Consider the following 16,533-nt stretch of genomic DNA (forward strand, 5'->3'; position numbering starts at 1 on the left):
TCTGGTACCGGAAGGATTCTCGCTGGTGGCGGCGCTGCTGCCGCCGCTGTGGTTCCTGCGGCACGGGATGTGGCTGGTGCTGGTGCTCTATCTGGCGCTGGCCGTGCTGGCGGCGGTGCTGCTGCCGGGGGCGCTGCGGCCCTATGCCTGGCTGGGCGCCCACTGGCTGGCGGGGCTGCACGCGCAGGATCTGCGGCGCTGGACGCTGGCGCGGCGCGGCCTGCAGGCCGCCGCCGTGGTGCTGGGCGCGGATGAGGAATCGGCCCTGCTGCGCGCGCTTGCCGCGCGGCCGGCCCTGGCGAGGGCCGAGGCAGGGGCCATGATGGAAGGGAAGGCGGCATGAAGGTCGCGGTCGTCGATCCGGGTTCGGGCAATCTCGCCTCGGTGCTGCGCGCGCTGCACCGCGCGGCGCGGGATGCAGGCGTGGAGGCCACCATCACCGTCGAGACCGCCGCCGAGGCGGTGGCGGCGGCGGACCGCATCGTCATGCCGGGGCAGGGCGCCTTCGCCGCCTGCCGGCGCGGGCTGGAGGCAATGCCCGGCATCATCGAGGCGGTGGACGAGGCGGTGACGCGCCGCGCCGTGCCCTTCCTCGGCATCTGCGTCGGCATGCAGCTGATGGCGCAGCGCGGGCTGGAGCATGGCGTGACGCCGGGCCTGGGCTGGCTGGAGGGCGAGATCGCGCCGATGGACCCGCGCGACGCCGCCGGCGCGCCGCTGCCGCTGCCGCAGATGGGCTGGAACGCGCTGCGCTTCACCCCGGGCGCGCACCCGGTGCTGGCCGGCATCACCCCCGGCGACCACGCCTATTTCGTGCATTCCTACGCCCTCTCCGGCGGCCGGCCGGAGCAGCTGCTGGCCACCGCCGAGTATGGCGGCCCCGTCGCCGCCGTGGTGGGGCGGGACAATCTCGTCGGCACCCAGTTCCATGTCGAGAAGAGCCAGTTCACCGGCCTTCGCATGCTGGCCAACTTCCTCTCATGGCACCCGTGAATGTCCGCCTCTCAGCATGAGCTTCTGGTCGAGCGCGCCGAGTCGCTCGACGACATGGACCTGGCCGACCTGTGCGAGGCCACCGACGCCGCCATCATCGAGGGCGGCGGCTTCGGCTGGGTGGAGCCGCAGGGGCGCGAGGCGCTGGCGCGGCATTTCCGCGGCGTGCTGCTGGTGCCGGGCTGCGAGCTGTTCATCGCCCGGCTGGACGGCGTGCCGGTGGGCTCGGCCCAGCTCATCCGCCCGCCGCGCAACAACGAGGCGCAGGCCTTCGGCGCCCAGCTCACCCACGCCTACATCGCCCCCTATGCGCGCGGCCACGGCCTGGCGCGGCTGCTGGTGCGGCGGGTGGAGGAGCGCGCCGCGGCGCTCGGCCACCGCGTGCTGAACCTCGACGTGCGGGAGACGCAGAGCACCGCCATCGCGCTGTTCGAGGCGCTGGGCTACACGCGCTGGGGCACCCACCCGGCCTATGCGCGGGTGCGCGGCCGCACCGTGGCCGGGCACTACTACCACAAGCTGCTGGAGCCGCCGCACGGCCGGCCGCTCGACATGCGGGCGGGCGCGCCGCAGAACTGAGGCGCGCCCTGGACGCCGGCGCCCCCGCATCCCATCTGCCCAGGCACAGTCTTGCGGGAGGGAAAGGCCATGCTGGGCAGGTTGCTGGGTGCCATCACCGGTGATGCCGGACAGGTTCGGCCGGAGGAACTCGGCCCCCGCTTCCAGGAGGCGCTGCTGCCGGACGAGGCGGTGATCGTCGCCTTCCGCACCGTGCGGGACGGCTTCGCGCTGACCGACTGGCGCCTGCTGGTGATGGACCGCCAGGGCCTCACCGGCTCCAAGGCGGAGATCCTGAGCATCCCCTACAAATCCATCCGGCGCTTCGCCGTCGAGGTCGGCGGCACGGCGGAGCTGGAGGAGGAGCTGAAGGTCTGGAACCATGGCGGCGAGCCCGTCACCCTCACCTTCCGGCGCGGCGGCGGCGCGGCCATGGCCGCCCAGGCCGTGCTGGCCCAGCGCCTGCGGGGCGGGTGATGCCGCGCGACGGAGCGGGGCGCCCGGCGGCCCGTGGCGGAGAGGCCGCTTGCGCGGCGCCGATGCCGGTGGTCCAGTCCTTCCCCATGAGCGAGACGACGTTGGATGTGCAGGGCCTGACCTGCCCGCTGCCCGTGCTGAAGGCCAACAAGGCCCTGCGCGCCCTCCCCCCCGGCGCGAAGCTGACGGTGCTGGCCACCGACCCGGCCAGCGTGAAGGACTTCCAGGCCTACAGCCGCGAAACCGGCCATGCGCTGGTCTCCTTCAGCGAATCCGCCGGCCTCTACCGCTTCACCCTGCGCAAGCGGGAGGACCAGCCCAAGCCCGCCGCGCAGGATTGAGGCCGCGCCATGAGCGTGCTGCTGGTTTCCCACCGTGCCTGCCTCGGCCATGAGAATGGCGAGGGCCACCCGGAATGCCCGGACCGCCTGCGCGCCGTGCTGGCGGCGCTGGAGGGGGAGGAATTCGCCACGCTGATCCAGGAGGAGGCGCCGCGCGCCACGCCGGAGCAGCTCGCCCGCGTCCACCCGGCCGAGTATGTGCAGGCCATCCTCTCGATCCGCCCCGCGCCGGGCGAGACGGTGATGCTGGATGGCGACACCGGCATGAACGGGCACAGCGCCGAGGCGGCGCTGCGCGCGGCGGGGGCCGGCATCGCGGCGGTCGATGCGGTGTGCCGCGGCGAGGTGCGGCGGGCCTTCTGCGCCGTGCGCCCGCCCGGCCACCACGCCGAGCCGCGCCGGCCGATGGGCTTCTGCCTCTTCGCCAACGCCACGGTCGCCGCGCGCCACGCCCAGGCGGCGCACGGCATCGCCCGCGTGGCGGTGCTGGATTTCGACGTCCACCACGGCAACGGCACCCAGGCGGCGGTGGAGGCCGACCCCTCCATCCTGTTCCTCTCCTCGCACCAGTCGCCCTGCTACCCCGGCACGGGGATGGAGCACGAGACGGGGGTGGGCAACGTGCTGAACGCCACGCTGGAGCCGGGGGCGGACAGCGCCGCCTTCCGCGCCGTGTGGCGGGACCGTCTGCTGCCGGCGCTGGAGGCGTTCCGCCCCGGCCTCGTCGTCGTCTCGGCGGGCTTCGACGCCCATGCGCGCGACCCGCTGGCGCAGCTCCGCCTGCGGGAGGCCGATTTCGGCTGGCTCACCGGCCAAATCTGCGGCATCGCGGACCGGTTGTGCGGCGGCCGGGTCGTCTCAACGCTCGAAGGCGGCTATGATCTGGACGCGCTGGCGGCTTCCGCCGCCAGCCATGTCCGGGCGTTGATGAACGCCTGACGCCGCTGCCCTGTCACCTGCCCCACTTGGCCCCGAGGTTGCTGCCCCATGCCTGAGACGCCCACCCGTCCGGACGTCGCGTCCCTGTCCTTCGAGGCGGCCCTGGCCGAGCTGGATGCGATCGTGAAGAAGCTGGAGGGGGGTCAGGCCCGGCTGGAGGAGGCGATCGCCGACTATGAGCGCGGCGCCGCGCTGCGCCGCCATTGCGAGGCCAAGCTGGCCGAGGCGGAGCAGAAGGTGCAGGCCATCGTCGCCGGCCCCGGCGGCGGCCCCGAGGGCGCCACCCTGCGCGAGATGGCCTGAGCACCATGGCCGAGACCTCCCCGACGCTGCTGCCGGAGGCGCTGCGCGCCGCCGCGGCCGAGATCGAGCGCGCGCTCGACACGCTGCTGCCGGCCGAGGAGGGCGCCGAGGCCCGCCTCTACGCCGCCATGCGCCATGCGGCGCTGGGCGGCGGCAAGCGGATGCGCGGCTTCCTGGTGGTTGAGGGGGCGGCGCAGTTCGGCGTCTCCCGCACTTCGGCGCTGCGCGTCGCCGCCGCCATCGAGATGCTGCACGCCTACTCGCTGGTGCATGACGACCTGCCGGCGATGGACAATGACGACATGCGCCGCGGCAAGCCCACGGTGCACAAGGCGTTCGACGAGGCCACCGCGATCCTGGCCGGCGACGCCCTCCAGGCGCAGGCCTTTGCCGTGCTGGCGCATGAGGACACGCATTCCGACCCCGCCGTGCGCGCCGAGCTGTGCCTGCGCCTGGCGCTGGCCGCCGGCCCGCGCGGCATGTGCGGCGGCCAGATGCTGGACATGCTGGCCGAGGACGGCACCGAGCCGCCGACCGAGGCCGGCATCGGCCGGCTGCAGCTGCTCAAGACCGGCAAGCTGATCGAGTTCTCGGCCGAGGCGGGGGCCATCCTCGGCAAGGCGCCGGGGCAGCAGCGCCACGCCCTCTGCGCCTATGGGCGGGAGCTGGGCGCCGCCTTCCAGATCGCCGACGACATCCTCGATGCCACGGCCAGCGAGGCCGAGACCGGCAAGCGCACCGGCAAGGACGCCGAGGCCGGCAAGGCCACCCTCGTCGGCCTGCTCGGGCTGGAGCGGGCACGGGCGCAGGCGGAAAGACTCGCCGCCCAGGCCCGCGCGCATCTCGACAGCTTCGGCGAGCGTGCCGATCTGTTGCGGATGCTGGCCGACTACACCATCGCCCGGAGGTCCTGATGGCGAACCCCCCGAACACGTTCGCCCCTCCGTCGTCCGGCGGCGGTGGCGCGCCGCCCGCCACGCCGCTGCTGGACCGCGTGCGCGTCCCCGCCGACCTGCGCAACTTCTCCGGCGAGCAGCTGCGCCAGCTGGCCGACGAGCTGCGCGCCGAGACCATCCACGCCGTCTCCCAGACGGGCGGGCATCTCGGCGCCAGCCTTGGCGTGGTGGAGCTGACGGTGGCCATCCATGCCGTGTTCGACACGCCGCAGGACCGGCTGATCTGGGATGTCGGCCACCAGACCTACCCGCACAAGATCCTGACCGGGCGGCGCGACCGCATCCGCACGCTGCGCCAGGGCGGCGGCCTCTCCGGCTTCACCCGCCGCTCGGAGAGCGAGTACGACCCGTTCGGCGCGGCGCATTCCTCCACCTCCATCTCGGCCGGCCTCGGCATGGCGGTGGCGCGGGACCTGAAGCGCGCCACGGCGCGCAAGGCCCCCTCGAGGCGCGACGAGCAGAACGTCATCGCCGTGATCGGCGACGGCGCGATGAGCGCCGGCATGGCCTATGAGGCGATGAACAACGCCGGCGCCATGCGCTCCCGCCTGATCGTGGTGCTGAACGACAACGACATGTCGATCGCGCCGCCCGTCGGCGCCATGTCGGCCTACCTGTCGCGGCTGATCTCGTCGCGCCCCTTCCTCAGCCTGCGGGAGATGATGGCGAAGCTGGCGCGGCGCTTCCCCGCGCCGCTGGAGCGCGCAGCCCGCCGCGCCGACGAATACGCCCGCGGCCTGCTGACCGGTGGCACACTGTTCGAGGAGCTGGGCTTCTACTATGTCGGGCCCGTCGACGGGCACAACATGGACCACCTGCTGCCGCTGCTGCGCAACCTGCGCGACGCGGAGGATGGCGCGCCGATCCTGCTGCATGTCGTCACGCAGAAGGGCAAGGGCTACGCCCCGGCCGAGGAAAGCGCCGACAAGTACCACGCCGTCTCGAAGTTCAACGTCGTCACCGGCACCCAGGCCAAGGCGCCGCCGGGGCCGCCCACCTACACCAAGGTGTTCGCCCAGGCGCTGATCGCCGAGGCGGAGGCGGATGAGCGGATCGTCGGCATCACCGCCGCCATGCCCTCCGGCACCGGCATCGACGCCTTCCAGAAGCGCTTCCCGAAGCGCACCTTCGACGTGGGCATCGCCGAGCAGCACGCCGTCACCTTCGCCGCAGGCATGGCGACGGAGGGGATGAAGCCCTTCGTGGCGATCTACTCCACCTTCCTCCAGCGCGCCTACGACCAGGTGGTGCATGACGTGGCGCTGCAGAAGCTGCCCGTGCGCTTCGCGCTGGACCGCGCCGGGCTGGTGGGCGCCGACGGCGCCACCCATGCCGGCGCCTACGACATCGCCTATCTTGGCTGCATTCCCGAGATGGTGCTGATGGCCTCGGCCGACGAGGTGGAGCTGGCCCACATGGTCGCCACCTGCGCCGCCTATGACGAAGGCCCGACGGCGCTGCGCTTCCCGCGCGGCGAGGGCTTCGGGCTGGAGCCGGTGCCGGCGCGCGGCACGGTGCTGGAGATCGGCCGCGGCCGCGTGCTGCGCGAGGGCGGCAAGGTGGCCATCCTCAGCTATGGCGCGCGCCTGCAGGAATGCCTGAAGGCGGCCGACGAGCTGGCCGCGCGCGGCCTGCCCTGCACGGTGGCCGATGCGCGCTTCGCCAAGCCGCTGGACACTGGCCTGGTGGAGCGGCTGGCGCGTGAGCACGAGGTGCTCATCACCATCGAGGAAGGCTCGGTCTGCGGCTTCGGCGCACTGGTGATGCAGCATCTGGCCTGGAAGGGCGCCTTCGACCACGGGCTGAAGTTCCGCCCGATGGTGCTGCCGGATCTCTTCATCGACCACGACACGCCCAAGGCGCAGTACGAGGCCTGCGGCCTCTCGGCGCGCGGCATCGTGGAGACGGCGGTGGCGGCGCTGGGCGTGGAGAGCGCGGTGCGCCCGGCCAGAGCCTAGAAGAAGCGTTCTTTTTTGAAAAAAAGAACCAAAAAACCTTTGTCGGTTTGGCGGCACGCTTGCTTGGAGCGCGACGCCAACTGACAAAGTCTTTTTGCTTCTTTTTCTTCAGAAAAAGAAGATGACTTGATCCTGGAGTCTCCCCGAATGCCCAAGCAGCGCGCCGATGTGGCGCTGGTCGAGCGCGGCCTGGTGGAAAGCCGCGCTAGGGCGCAGGCGCTGATCATGGCCGGCAAGGTGTTCTCCAACACCCGGCGGGTGGAGAAGCCCGGCCAGCCTGTGGCCGAGGACACGCCGCTGGAGGTGAAGAGCCAGGAGCACCCCTGGGTCAGCCGCGGCGGCATGAAGCTCTCGCACGCGCTGGCGCATTTCGGCCTGGACCCGGCGGGGCGCGTGGCGGTGGATGTCGGCGCCTCGACGGGCGGCTTCACCGACGTGCTGCTGCATCAAGGCGCGGCGAAGGTCTATGCCGTCGATGTGGGCCATGGCCAGCTGGCCTGGAAGCTGCGCAGCGACGAGCGGGTGGTGGTGCTGGAGAAGACCAATGCCCGCCGCCTGGATGCCACGCTGATCCCGGAGCCGCCCGGGGTGGTGGTGTGCGATGCCAGCTTCATCGGCCTGGCCACGGTCCTGCCGGCGGCGCTGGGGCTGGCGGCGCCCGGCGCCTGGGCCGTGGCACTGATCAAGCCGCAGTTCGAGGCAGGGCCGGCGCTGGTGGGCAAGGGTGGCGTGGTGCGCGACCCGGCGGTGCATCAGGCGGTGTGCGACCGGGTGGAAGGCTGGTGGTCGGGCCTGGAAGGCTGGAGGGTGCTGGGGGTGGAACCGAGCCCGATCCTCGGGCCGGAGGGCAACCGGGAATTCCTGATTGCCGCCCGGCGCGAGGGCTGAGCCTCAGGCGGCGCGCGGCGCCGGGCGCTTGTGGGCGCCGGAGATTTCCTGCAGCAGCGACCAGACGCGATGGGGGTCCATCTGGACCTCCGGATCGTTCAGCAGACGATCCAGCTCCAGCAGCTTGGCTTCCATTTCACGGTCCGACATCGGGAGAAACCCTGGGTGCGGCGGTTGCGGGAAGAGTGCAACGCAGCATGCCGGAAAAAGTGGCTCTTATGTGACCGAACTTTACGGCTAGGGCAGAGATTCCGTCACAATAGAGTTAAGATAAAGAGACATCGAGAAAATTTTAGACCGTTGAGGCTATGGCCGGGTGCAACCCGGCCGAACGGGCCTGCGGATGCGACTGGTTGCGGAAGCGCAGCTCGCCATCGGCCGCCGAATCCGGCACGGGGACGCCGAAGAACTCCATGCGGGTGACGCAGGCGGCGGCGACGATCCGCTGCGCGGCGGGGGTGGTGAAGAAGCGGCGCACGGCGCCTTCCAGCTCCAGCGTCTCGCGCAGGCTGCGCCACTCGGCCCGCTCGATATCCTCCAGGAACACGGAGACGATGCCGGGCCGCCTGCCGGAGAGGCGGCCGGCGGCGGCCCGCTCCAGCCGGCCGACGATGGCGGCGGCCACCGCGTTCTCCCGCCCGGCGCGGGCGGCCATGACGAACATGCTGCCGCCGGAGGGGGCGGCCGTCACCGCCAGATGCGCGTCGGGGCCGAACAGGCTGCGCAGGTGCTGCGGCAGGGCGGCGCCGGACATCTGCGCGCCGGCCAGCACCAGCGGGTCCAGCTTCAGCACGGCGGAGGCGGAGCTGTCCTGGCGCCTGTGGTCGGCCAGCAGGGCGCTGACGCGGCGCTGCAACTCGGCCAGCTCCTGCGGGCCGTGGATGCCCTCGGGCAGGGTCATCTTCAGCAGGTAGCGGCCGGGATGCGCGGCCAGCCAGGTCTGCAGGTCCGGGTTGATTCCATCCACCAGGGCGAACCAGTCGCCCCGGTGCAGTTGGCGGCCCTCCTCGGCCGAGACGGTCTCGCACACCAGCTCGGCCGATTCGCCGTCGCGGCTCAGCAGCAGGTCGTGGGGCGTGCCCTCGGCCAGGCCGGTGAAGGCCACGGTGAAGCCGCGGGCCCGCTGGCGGGCCGCCTCCCGCAGCAGGTGGAAGAGCGGGATCAGGGTGCCTTCGCCGGTCAGCCCCTCCAGCAGGCGCTGGCGCAGCCGCTCACGCGATTCCGGGGGAAGGGCGTCGGCCAGGGCCACGGCCTCGCGCACCAGGGCGAGGATGCGCTGCTCGGCCGCGTTGGGTGCGGCAGGGCCGGCGGAGTCGCGCGGGTCGGCCAGGCGGGCCAGCAGGAGTTCCAGCGCGTGGCGCTGCTGCGCCGCCCGCCCCATCCAGGAACGCGGCCGGGCGCGTTCCGCGATGTCCGCCATGCGCCGGCTCCAGGATTCCGTCCCGGCCAGGGAGAGGAAGTGGCGGCAGGCTGTGGTGGGGTCGGTGTCGGCCGCTGGAGCATCGAGGTACATGCGGAAGCCTCGGCTGGTCTGGTCTGTCCCTTCTAATCCTGAGGCGTCACTAAATAGTCAAGTGTGGTGGTCGGGATTGGCCGCTTCGCCCGTGGCAATCGCGCTCAATTGCGCGGCAGGCGGGGCCGCTCCGGCGCATCCGGGTTCTGGGCGCGCTGGCGCAGCAGGTGGTCGGCCAGCACGCAGGCCAGCATCGCCTCGCCCACCGGCACGGCGCGGATGCCCACGCAGGGGTCGTGCCGGCCTTTCGTCAGCACCTCCACCTCCTGGCCGAAGCGGTCCACCGAGCGGCGCGGCGTCAGGATGGAGGAGGTGGGCTTCACCGCGAAACGCGCCACGATGGGCTGGCCGGTGGAGATGCCGCCCAGGATGCCGCCCGCATGGTTGGAGAGGAATTCGACGATACCATCCGGGCCCATGCGCATCTCGTCGGCATTGGCCTCGCCATCCAGCGCGGCGCTGGCGAAGCCCTCGCCGATCTCGACGCCCTTGACGGCGTTGATGCTCATCAGCGCGCCTGCGAGGTCGGCGTCCAGCTTGCCGTAGAGCGGCGCGCCGAGGCCCGCCGGCACGCCTTCCGCCACCAGCTCGATGACGGCACCGAGGGAGGAGCCGGCCTTGCGGGTGGCGGCCAGCTTCTCCTCCCAGGCCGGCACGGCGCCGGGGTCGGGGCAGAAGAACGGATTTCTGTCGGTCTCCGCCCAGTCCAGCCGGGCGCGGTCGATGCCGAGGGGACCCATGGCGATCATGGCGCCACGGATCACAACCCCCGTCCCCAGCACCTTGCGGGCGATGGCGCCGGCGGCGACGCGCACCGCCGTCTCCCGCGCGCTGGAACGGCCGCCGCCGCGATAGTCCCGCACGCCGTATTTCAGGTGGTAGGCGAGGTCCGCATGGCCGGGCCGGAAGCGGTCGGCGATCTCGCCGTAATCCTTGCTGCGCTGGTCCTGGTTCTCGATCAGCAGCGAGATGGGCGTGCCGGTGGTCACGCCCTCGAACACGCCGGAGAGGATGCGGACCTGGTCCGGCTCCTGCCGCTGCGTCACGAACTTGCTCTGGCCGGGGCGGCGCTTGTCGAGGAAGGGCTGGATGTCCGCCTCCGAGAGCGGGATGCCGGCCGGGCAGCCATCCACCACGCCGCCGATCGCCGGCCCGTGGCTCTCACCCCAGGAGGTGACGCGGAAGAGATGGCCGAAGCTGTTGTGCGACATAGCGGGACACCGGCGGAGCTGTCTGGGCCGCCGTTTATGGGCGAAGCCTCGCCCCGCCGCAAACCGGCCGGATGAGGAAGCGGCGGGGAGGCTTGCCTGCCCCTCGCCGCTTCTCAGCCGGCCGCCGCCCTCAGTCGCCGCTCTGCGGCGGCTTGCGCCGCCCGCCGGCCGGGAACACGTCCACCGGCCCGCCCAGCGTGGCGGCCAGCTCGTTCATCTCGCCCGGCTGCACCTCGCCGGGCTGGATCGGCTGGCGGATGGTGCCGCTGGCCGTCTCCTGCTGCTCCGCCTCGCCGGTGTGGCTGTGGCGGATGGTGCCGCTGTCATCGCCCGAGGCCGGGTCGACGGGCGTCCGCTCGGGCGGATGCGCGGTGGGCTGCTTCTCGGCCATGGAGCCTCCTCAGGATTTGTGGGCGGGGTCGTGCACGTGGTGCCGGTCCCGCTCGCCGCCGCCGCCGGAGATGCGGCTGTTGCTGCTGTTGGTGGACGAGCCGGGGGTCGGCCCGCTGTCGTCGCCGCCGCCCTTGTGGCCGGTGGCGGCGGATTTCGACGGGTCCTGGCGGTTCTGGTGGCTGCTGCCGGGGCCGCCGTGACGCATGGCGTCGGGGTTCTTGTCGGGCATGGTCAACGGTCCTGCTGGTAGCCCTGGTTGTGCGTGTTCTGCGCGATGTCCGCGCTGCGGCCCTGGTTCTGCGGGATGTTGTTCTGCGGCCGCGCGTGCTGCTCGCTCTTCTGCTCGGGCGTCTCGGTGGCACCGCCCGGGCCTTTCGGCCGGTTGGCGGGCGGCACGGGGGGCATATGCGCCTTGCTCATGGCTTTCTCCTCGATCCGTGGAACAGCGCGTGGGCGCTCAGCGGAGATTGCGGGCGGCGGCTTCCGCGCGCGCGGCGCGGCTATCCTGCTCGGCCCGCCCACCTGTCTCGATGGCCGCCTCGCCGGAGCCGGTCTCCTGCTGCCGCTCCGCCGCGGCGGCGTCGCCCTCGGCGCCAGGGGAGGGCGGGGCGGCGGGCGCGCCGGATGCGGGCGTGGGCCCGTGGGCTGCCGGCGGCAGCGGTGGCTCGTGCTGGCTCATGCGCGCTTCCCCTGATGCGGCCCTGATTGGCCACATGGGGAAGCAACCGTCCGGAGGGGGCGAGGTTGCCGCGCCGCCTGGCGGCGGCGGCGCGGATCAGGAGTCGCGGATCAGGCGCCCTTTGTCAGGCGCCGCGGATGGGGCGCCCCGGATGAGGCGCCCCGGATGAGGCGCCACGGATCAGGGGGCGACGGAGATGTCCGGCGCGTCCTCCGCCTTCATGCCGACGACATGGTAGCCGCAATCGACATGGTGCACCTCGCCGGTGACGCCGGAGCCGAGGTCGGAGAGCAGGTAGAGGCCGGCGCCGCCCACATCGTCGATGGTGACGTTGCGCTTCAGCGGCGCGTTGTACTGGTTCCACTTCAGGATGTAGCGGAAATCGCCGATGCCGCTGGCCGCCAGCGTCTTGATCGGGCCGGCGCTGATGGCGTTGACGCGGATGCCCTGGTTGCCGACATCGACCGCCATGTAGCGCACGCTGGCCTCCAGCGCCGCCTTGGCCACGCCCATGACGTTGTAGTGCGGCGTGACGCGCTCCGCCCCCAGATAGGAGAGGGTGAGCAGGCTGCCGCCCTCCGGCATCAGCGCCGCCGCGCGGCGGCCGACCGAGACGAAGGAGTAGCAGGAGATGTCCAGCGCCTGCAGGAAGGCCTCGCGCGGGGTGTCCATGTAGCGGCCGCGCAGGAACTGCTTGTCGGCGAAGCCGATGGCGTGGACCAGGAAGTCCATCCGGCCCCAGCGCTGCTCCAGCGTGGCGAAGGCGGCGTCGATGCTCGCCTCGTCGGTCACGTCGCAGGGCAGCAGGATGTCGGCGCCGATGCTCTCCACCAGCGGGCGGACGCGCTTCTCCAGCGTCTCCCCCTGGTAGGTGAAGGCGATCTCGGCGCCCTGCGCGGCCAGGGCGCGGGCGATGCCCCAGGCGATGGAGCGGTCGTTGGCGACGCCCATGATCAGGCCGCGCTTGCCGGCCATCAGCGTGCCGGTGGCGGGGGTGGCGTGCGGGGCAACAGCTTCCATTGTCGGGCGGGACCGCTCTGATCGGGGTTGCGAGGGCAGGGGATGTCCCCGGTTGCAAGGGTCTGGCCCTGGTGGCACACCCCCGAGGCCTGGGCAAGGGGGAGCCGTATGACCGCGCCTGATCCGTCCGCCACTGTGTCCGCTGCCGACGCCATTGGCGAATCCGCCGATCCGTTCGCTCTGTTCGCCGCCTGGCTCGCCGAGGCCGAGGCCAGCGAGCCGAACGACCCGAACGCCATGTGCCTGGCCACCACCACGCCCGATGGCTTCCCCTCCGCCCGGATGGTGCTGCTGAAGGGGCTGGATGCGCGCGGCTTCGTCTTCTTCACCAACAAGGAGAGCCGCAAGGGCGGCGAGCTGGGCGGCAATCCGCGCGCCGCGCTGCTGTTCCACTGGAAGACGCTGCGCCGCCAGGTGCGGGTGGAAGGCACGGTGGAGCACGTGGCCGAGGCGGAGTCGGACGCCTACTACGCCAGCCGCCCGCGCCTCTCGCGGCTCGGCGCCTGGGCCTCGCAGCAATCCCGCCCGCTCTCCGGCCGGCCGGAGCTGGAAGGGGCGCTGCGCGAGGCCGAGGCGCGCTTCCCCGGCGCCGACATCCCGCGCCCGCCCTACTGGGGCGGCTACCGGGTGCTGCCGGAGCGGCTGGAATTCTGGCGCGACATGCCCTTCCGCCTGCACGACCGGCGGATCTACACCCCTGCCCCCGAAGGAACCTCCCAGGGCGGCGGCTGGCGGATCGAGACGATCTACCCGTGAGCATCCCGGCGGGGCAGCAGGCGGCGGCGGCGCTGCTGGCCCGCCTGACCGGCGACGACACGCCGGTGGAGACGCACATCTCCGCCGTCTTCATCGGCCCCGACCGGGTGCTGAAGCTGAAGAAGGCGGTGGCGCTCGGCTTCCTCGACTTCACCGCGCTGGCCGACCGCGAGCATTTCTGCCGCCGTGAATACGCGCTGAACGCCGCCGCCGCGCCCGGCCTGTATCGCGGCGTGCACAGGCTGGCGCGCGGCGCCGATGGCGCCCTGGCGCTGGACGCGGACGGCCCGGCCGAGGAATGGGTGCTGGAGATGGCCCCCCTCCCGGCCCCGGATTTCCTCGACGCCATTGCCGGGCGCGGCGCGCTGGATGCCGCCCTGCAGGACGCGCTGGCGGACACGGTGGCGGCGCTGCATGCCGGCCTGCCGCCGGTGGCGGGCTGGGATTCGCCCGGGCGCCTCGGCGCGGTGCTGGAGGGCAATGTGCAGGCCGCCCTGGCCGCCGGCCTGCCGGCGCCGCGCATCGGCGCCTGGGCGGCGGCGGCGCGGGGTTGGCTGGCGCGGCTGGCCCCCGCCCTGGCGGCGCGCGCCGCCGCCGGCGCGGTGCGCCGCTGCCATGGCGACCTGCACCTCGGCAACCTGGTGCTGTGGAAGGGCCGCCCCGTGCCGTTCGACGCGCTGGAGTTCGACGAGGTGCTTGCCACCATCGACACCGGCTACGACCTCGCCTTCCTGCTGGCCGACCTGGACCGCCGCGTCGGCCGCGCCGCCGCCAACCGGGTGCTGAACCGCTACGTGGCCCGCACCGGCGATGCCGGGCTGGTGGCCGGGCTGCCCCTCTGGCTCTCGCTGCGCGACGTGATCCGCGCCCATTGCGTGCACCGGGTGGGGCAGGACGGGCTGCCCTTCCTGGCGGCGGCCGAGGCGGCGCTGCGGCCGCCGCCGCCGCGACTCGTGGCGGTGGGCGGGCTGCAGGGCACCGGCAAGAGCCACGCCGCCCGGCTCTGGGCGCCGGCCATGGGCGCCGCCCCCGGCGCGCTGGTGCTGCGCAGCGACGAGATCCGCAAGCGCCTGCACGGCGTGGCGCCGGAATGCCGCCTGCCGCCCGAGGCCTACGGCGCCGCCGCCAGTGCCGCCGTGCGGGCGGCGCTGGAGGCCATGGCCGGGCAGGCGCTGCGGGCCGGCCACAGCGTCATCGCCGATGCCACCTTCCTGGAGCCGGAGATGCGCGCCGGCATCGCCGCCGTGGCGGCCTCGGCGGGCGTGCCCTTCCAGGGCCTCTGGCTGGAGGCGCCGCTGCCGCTGCTGCGCGCCCGCGTGGCGGCGCGGCGCGGCGATGCCTCGGATGCCGGGCTGGCGGTGCTGGAGCAGTCGGCCCGGCGCGACCCCGGCCCGCTCGACTGGCGCCGGATGGATGCCAGCCAGCCGATGCCGAACGAGATTTAACGAGGCATTTCACCCTGCTTGGCTCTAGCCTGCCGCCCGGCAGGACAGGCGAGGGACGCGCGCTGTCGCTTTGTGTTACAATGCTCCACGCCCGCACGACCGGGCGCCGGACTGGAGGAAGGAGACCGACCGATGGCCTACCGCCGGCTGTTGCTGCCGCTCACTGGAACCGCCGCCGGCGAGGCGGCGCTGAAAACCGCGCTGATGGTGGCGCGGACCTGGAACGCGCATGTGCATTGCCTGCATGTGCGCGTCGATGCGCGCGACGTGGCGCCGCTGGCGGGCGAGGGCCTCTCCGGCGCCATGATCGAGGAGATGATGGCCGCCACCGAGCGCGAGAGCGGCGAGCGCGCCGGGCGCGTGCGCAGCCTGTTCGAGAAGTTCGTGCAGGGGCGGGACGTGACCATCGCCCTCTCCGCCGAGAGCGCGCTGAAGACCGAGGGCCCTACCCTCTCCTTCGAGTCGATCGCGGGGCGGGAGGAGGATGTGGTGGCGCAGCAGTCGCGCCTCTACGACATGGCGGTGGTGCCGCACCCGGAGGCGGACGAGGACGTCTCCTCCTCCGACGCGCTGCACGCCGTGCTGTTCGATTCCGGCCGCCCCGTGCTGATCGCCCCGCGCGAGCCGCCCGCGACCATCGGCACCCGCGTCTGCTGCGCCTGGAACGGCACGGCGGAGAGCGCGGCGGCGGTGGCGGCGGCGCTGCCCTGGCTGCACCATGCCGAGGCGGTGCGGATCCTGCACAGCGAGGACTACCAGCGGCGCGGCCCGGACGCCGAGGGGCTGCGCGCCTATCTGCGCTGGCACAGCATCCAGGCCGAGACGGTGCCCTTCAAGCCGCAGACGCGGGAGGTGGGCGCGGGCCTGCTCGGCGCCGTGCGGGACTTCAACGCCGACCTGCTCTGCATGGGCGCCTACAGCCATTCCCGCCTGCGCCAGCTCATCCTGGGCGGCGTGACGCGGCATGTGCTGGAGAACGCGGACATCCCCGTCCTGATGTGCCGCTGATCTGGCGGGAAGGCCCGGGGGAGGCCCGCCTCTCCCCCGGCGCCGGCCCGGGATACTAGCGCGGGGCGAGGGTGACGCGGTTCCCGGAAGGGTCCATTCCCGCCCCGAGGTTCCGCAGCGCCTGCGCGTGGGCCTCCGGCGTGTTTGCCCGCAGTTCCAGGGCGGCGAGCCCGGCCAGCCCCTCCGGCCGGGTTCCGCCGCTGCGCCAGGTGTTGACCGCGACATGGTGGTGGTAGCCGCCGCTGGCCAGGAAGCTGGCCTGCGGCATGCGCTGCGTCACCGCCAGGCCGAGCGCGGCGTACCAGGCCTCGGTGGCGCCGAGATCGCCGGCGCGCAGGTGCACATGGCCGATCCGCGTCTCCGCCGGCGCCAGGGCGGGGCCGGGGGCCGCGGCCAGCAGGGCGTGCAGGTCCAGCCGGCGCGTCACCATCGCCACGCCCTCTCCTTCCTCGCGGGCCGGGCGCGGCCAGTCGGCGCGGGGGCGGTCGGCATAGACCTCGATGCCGTTGCCCTCCGGGTCCGAGAGGTAGAGGGCGTCGCTGACGCCGTGGTCCGAGGCACCCTCCAGCCGCGTGCCCCGGGCGAGGGCGTGGTGCAGCCAGCCCGCCAGGGCGGCGCGGCCGGGCAGCAGGAAGGCGGTGTGGAACAGCCCCGGCTCGTCGCCGCGCTCGGGGCGCGCCTGGGGTCGGTGCAGCAGCCGCAGCATTGCCGGTGCGGCGCCGTTGCCCAGCCGCAGCGCGGCCGGCTCCGCCGGGTCGGGCTGCGCCTCCAGGCCGAGCAGGCCGGCGTAGAAGGCCGCCAGCCGGGGCGCGTCGCGCGCCGCCAGGGTGACGGCGCCGATGGCGAGCGGCGCCATGGCCGGGTGCGGGTCGGCCGGGTGCGGGTTGGCGGGGCTGGGTGCTGCGGGCATGGCGGGGCCTCCGGGGCTTCGGCCGGACTCTGCGAGGCACCGCGCGGAAAGGGAAATCCCATCCGCGAACCGTCATCATTGACCGCGCGCATGACGAACCCTTCCATCCCAGACCCCCTCTGGCCACGGCCCCCCTGGCCGTGGCCCGGGGCCACTCCTATCCTGGCGGCCGATGCATGCCCCGC

22 protein-coding genes are annotated in these 16,533 nt (G+C 73.1%); 13 read left to right on the forward strand and 9 right to left on the reverse strand.

Annotated elements, in window-relative coordinates; genetic code table 11:
• The 10 genes from ACZJYS_RS15400 to ACZJYS_RS15445 all read left to right on the forward strand — a co-directional run.
• On the forward strand, nt 1–343 hold a 343-nt coding region (locus ACZJYS_RS15400), incomplete at its 5' end, for a DUF2628 domain-containing protein (protein WP_493179448.1).
• Nucleotides 340–993, forward strand: a complete 654-nt coding sequence (gene hisH, locus ACZJYS_RS15405; protein ID WP_493179450.1) for an imidazole glycerol phosphate synthase subunit HisH — start codon at nt 340–342, stop codon at nt 991–993. The genes ACZJYS_RS15400 and hisH, both read left to right, overlap by 4 nt.
• On the forward strand, nt 994–1,572 hold the full coding sequence (locus ACZJYS_RS15410; RefSeq protein ID WP_109515689.1) for a GNAT family N-acetyltransferase: 579 nt from the start codon (nt 994–996) through the stop codon (nt 1,570–1,572). It begins immediately after the preceding gene.
• Between the two features lie 69 nt (nt 1,573–1,641).
• The gene (locus ACZJYS_RS15415; RefSeq protein WP_493179452.1) at nt 1,642–2,028 is read left to right on the forward strand and encodes a PH domain-containing protein; all 387 of its coding nucleotides are present in this window, start codon (nt 1,642–1,644) and stop codon (nt 2,026–2,028) included.
• A gap of 86 nt (nt 2,029–2,114) precedes the next feature.
• Nucleotides 2,115–2,369, forward strand: coding sequence for a sulfurtransferase TusA family protein (locus ACZJYS_RS15420; RefSeq protein ID WP_109515943.1), 255 nt, complete (start codon nt 2,115–2,117; stop codon nt 2,367–2,369).
• Between the two features lie 9 nt (nt 2,370–2,378).
• Nucleotides 2,379–3,308 carry a histone deacetylase family protein gene (locus ACZJYS_RS15425; protein WP_493179454.1) on the forward strand — a complete coding sequence of 310 codons (930 nt, stop codon included), beginning with the start codon at nt 2,379–2,381 and terminating at the stop codon, nt 3,306–3,308.
• 48 nt (nt 3,309–3,356) lie between these two features.
• A complete protein-coding gene (locus ACZJYS_RS15430; RefSeq protein ID WP_109515686.1) occupies nt 3,357–3,611 on the forward strand; it encodes an exodeoxyribonuclease VII small subunit in 255 nt (84 codons plus the stop codon).
• Between the two features lie 5 nt (nt 3,612–3,616).
• Nucleotides 3,617–4,525 (forward strand): polyprenyl synthetase family protein, encoded by a 909-nt coding sequence (locus ACZJYS_RS15435; RefSeq protein WP_493179456.1) that lies wholly within the window; start codon nt 3,617–3,619, stop codon nt 4,523–4,525.
• Nucleotides 4,525–6,525, forward strand: a complete 2,001-nt coding sequence (gene dxs / locus ACZJYS_RS15440; protein WP_493179457.1) for a 1-deoxy-D-xylulose-5-phosphate synthase — start codon at nt 4,525–4,527, stop codon at nt 6,523–6,525. Before ACZJYS_RS15435 ends, dxs begins: the two co-directional genes overlap by 1 nt.
• Before the next feature lie 147 nt (nt 6,526–6,672).
• Nucleotides 6,673–7,413: a TlyA family RNA methyltransferase gene (locus ACZJYS_RS15445; protein ID WP_493179459.1), complete on the forward strand. Its 741-nt coding sequence runs from the start codon at nt 6,673–6,675 to the stop codon at nt 7,411–7,413.
• 3 nt (nt 7,414–7,416) lie between these two features.
• Here the strand turns inward: ACZJYS_RS15445 and ACZJYS_RS15450 are convergent, their stop codons facing one another.
• The 8 genes from ACZJYS_RS15450 to fabI form a co-directional block, all read right to left on the reverse strand.
• Entirely contained in the window at nt 7,417–7,563 is a 147-nt protein-coding gene (locus ACZJYS_RS15450) for a peptide chain release factor 1 (RefSeq protein WP_109515682.1), read from the reverse strand.
• Nucleotides 7,564–7,705: 142 nt separating this feature from the next.
• The gene (locus ACZJYS_RS15455) at nt 7,706–8,926 is read right to left on the reverse strand and encodes a hypothetical protein (protein WP_493179461.1); all 1,221 of its coding nucleotides are present in this window, start codon (nt 8,924–8,926) and stop codon (nt 7,706–7,708) included.
• 104 nt (nt 8,927–9,030) lie between these two features.
• Nucleotides 9,031–10,137, reverse strand: coding sequence for a chorismate synthase (gene aroC, locus ACZJYS_RS15460; protein ID WP_493179463.1), 1,107 nt, complete (start codon nt 10,135–10,137; stop codon nt 9,031–9,033).
• A gap of 130 nt (nt 10,138–10,267) precedes the next feature.
• The gene (locus tag ACZJYS_RS15465) at nt 10,268–10,528 is read right to left on the reverse strand and encodes a hypothetical protein (RefSeq protein ID WP_245906097.1); all 261 of its coding nucleotides are present in this window, start codon (nt 10,526–10,528) and stop codon (nt 10,268–10,270) included.
• 9 nt (nt 10,529–10,537) lie between these two features.
• Nucleotides 10,538–10,759, reverse strand: a complete 222-nt coding sequence (locus ACZJYS_RS15470) for a hypothetical protein (RefSeq protein WP_219929678.1) — start codon at nt 10,757–10,759, stop codon at nt 10,538–10,540.
• Nucleotides 10,760–10,761: 2 nt separating this feature from the next.
• Nucleotides 10,762–10,950: a hypothetical protein gene (locus ACZJYS_RS15475; protein ID WP_109515678.1), complete on the reverse strand. Its 189-nt coding sequence runs from the start codon at nt 10,948–10,950 to the stop codon at nt 10,762–10,764.
• A 37-nt stretch (nt 10,951–10,987) separates the two neighbouring features.
• The gene (locus ACZJYS_RS15480; protein ID WP_493179466.1) at nt 10,988–11,209 is read right to left on the reverse strand and encodes a hypothetical protein; all 222 of its coding nucleotides are present in this window, start codon (nt 11,207–11,209) and stop codon (nt 10,988–10,990) included.
• A 180-nt stretch (nt 11,210–11,389) separates the two neighbouring features.
• Nucleotides 11,390–12,229 (reverse strand): enoyl-ACP reductase FabI, encoded by an 840-nt coding sequence (gene fabI / locus ACZJYS_RS15485; RefSeq protein WP_109515676.1) that lies wholly within the window; start codon nt 12,227–12,229, stop codon nt 11,390–11,392.
• Between the two features lie 135 nt (nt 12,230–12,364).
• Between fabI and pdxH the strand changes: the two genes are divergently transcribed.
• The 3 genes from pdxH to ACZJYS_RS15500 all read left to right on the forward strand — a co-directional run bounded on the left by pdxH (nt 12,365) and on the right by ACZJYS_RS15500 (nt 15,438).
• Nucleotides 12,365–12,985, forward strand: a complete 621-nt coding sequence (gene pdxH, locus ACZJYS_RS15490; RefSeq protein WP_456316951.1) for a pyridoxamine 5'-phosphate oxidase — start codon at nt 12,365–12,367, stop codon at nt 12,983–12,985.
• Nucleotides 12,982–14,430: a bifunctional aminoglycoside phosphotransferase/ATP-binding protein gene (locus ACZJYS_RS15495; protein WP_493179469.1), complete on the forward strand. Its 1,449-nt coding sequence runs from the start codon at nt 12,982–12,984 to the stop codon at nt 14,428–14,430. Before pdxH ends, ACZJYS_RS15495 begins: the two co-directional genes overlap by 4 nt.
• A 132-nt stretch (nt 14,431–14,562) precedes the next feature.
• A complete protein-coding gene (locus ACZJYS_RS15500) occupies nt 14,563–15,438 on the forward strand; it encodes a universal stress protein (RefSeq protein ID WP_109515673.1) in 876 nt (291 codons plus the stop codon).
• 55 nt (nt 15,439–15,493) lie between these two features.
• On the opposite strand, the gene ACZJYS_RS15505 is transcribed toward ACZJYS_RS15500, so the two are convergent.
• Nucleotides 15,494–16,348, reverse strand: coding sequence for a VOC family protein (locus tag ACZJYS_RS15505; RefSeq protein ID WP_493179471.1), 855 nt, complete (start codon nt 16,346–16,348; stop codon nt 15,494–15,496).
• Nucleotides 16,349–16,533 lie beyond the last annotated feature (185 nt).

It is taken from the genome of Roseomonas sp. TS2 (assembly GCF_058833935.1).